This is a genomic window from Streptomyces niveiscabiei (assembly GCF_001419795.1).
Lineage (GTDB): Bacteria > Actinomycetota > Actinomycetes > Streptomycetales > Streptomycetaceae > Streptomyces > Streptomyces niveiscabiei.
In genome coordinates, this window is the sequence record NZ_LIRL01001266.1 from 1 (window position 1) to 1,502 (window position 1,502).

Here is a 1,502-nt window from a genome sequence, read left to right on the forward strand (position 1 = left end):
GACCGCCTGGTCCTCGACCTCGACCCGGCAGCACTCGGCGACGCCCGCCGGCGCGCCCGGGTCGAGGTCGAGGACCAGGCGGTCGGCGAGGCCGGGGCGGGTCACCGTCCACTGGTGCGTGTGGAACTCGGCGACCAGGTTCGCCGCCCAGATCAGGCTCGGCAGGTCCTGCACGACGACCATCCGCGCGGCCCCGTCCGACCGTGTGACCTGCGCTTTCGTGACCCAGTCGGGGGTGCCCGGCGGGACGTTCTTCGTGAAGAAGACCTGGCCGGCCGCGCCGTCCGGATAGCGCAGGAACGAGACGGCGCGGTCGCGCAGGTGCGGCAGCAGGACGTCCGCGATCGTCGCGTAGTAGTGCAGCACCTCGCCCTTCGTGAAGCCGTCCGCCGGGTACAGCACCTTCTCCAGATTGCCGATCGCGAGCCGCCGCCCGGCCACGGAGGTGATAGGCGTCATACGATAAGAATCACGCAAAACGGTGGTTAACGGGACGGAAAGGATGCCAACCGTGCGATCCATATGGAACGGCGCCATCTCCTTCGGCCTGGTCAGCATCCCGATCAAGCTGGTCAACGCGACCGAGAGCCACTCCGTCTCCTTCCGGCAGATCCACACCGAGGACGGCGGCCGGATCCGCTACCGCAAGGTCTGCGAGCTGGAGGACCGCGAGGTCGCCGGCGCCGAGATCGGCAAGGGGTACGAGGAGGCCGACGGCACGATCGTCCCCATCACCGACGACGACCTCGCCCACCTGCCCCTCCCCACCGCCCGCACCATCGAGATCGTCGCCTTCGTCCCGGCCGACCGCATCGACCCCCTTCAGATGGACACGGCGTACTACCTCGCCGCGTCCGGCATCCCCGCGGCCAAGCCGTACACGTTGCTGCGGGAGGCGCTCAAGCGCAGCAACAAGGTCGCCGTCGCCAAGTACGCGCTCCGGGGCCGCGAACGCCTCGGCATGCTCCGCGTCGTCGGCGACGCCATCGCCATGCACGGGCTGCTGTGGCCGGACGAGGTCCGCGTCCCCGAAGGCGTCGCACCCGAGACCGAAGTCGCCATCCGCAAAGAGGAGTTGGACCTCGCGGACGTCCTCATGGACACCCTCGGCGAGGTCGACCTCGCCGACCTCCACGACGAATACCGCGAAGCGCTCCAGGAGTTGATCGCCGCGAAGTCCTCCGGCGAAACACCGTCCGAGCCCGCCTCTCCCCCCTCCTCCGCGAAGGTCCTCGACCTCATGGCGGCCCTGGAGAAGAGCGTCAATGCGGCAAAGGCCTCACGCGGCGAGGACGCGGAGGTCAAACAACTCCCGCCCCGCAAGAAGACGACGCCGAAGAAGACGGCCACCCCGGCACCGAAGAAGAAGGCCGCCGCAAAGAAAACGACACCAAGAAAACGAACGGCATAGCCACCGGCGCCGACCCCATACGACCACCCCTTCGCCGGCCGATCACGTACGCCCACTCCCCTCCCCGGACACCTTCTTCCGCCCCCACACC

2 protein-coding genes are annotated in these 1,502 nt (G+C 68.7%); one reads left to right on the plus strand and one right to left on the minus strand.

The window, feature by feature from the left end; genetic code table 11:
- The coding region (ligD, locus tag AOK24_RS42935; RefSeq protein WP_478078794.1) for a non-homologous end-joining DNA ligase LigD at window positions 1-459 on the minus strand (459 nt) is incomplete at its 3' end.
- 52 nt (window positions 460-511) lie between these two features.
- Between ligD and ku the strand changes: the two genes are divergently transcribed.
- Complete coding sequence (gene ku / locus AOK24_RS42940) at window positions 512-1,411, plus strand: non-homologous end joining protein Ku (RefSeq protein WP_478078795.1); 900 nt, start codon at window positions 512-514, stop codon at window positions 1,409-1,411.
- Window positions 1,412-1,502: the final 91 nt, after the last annotated feature.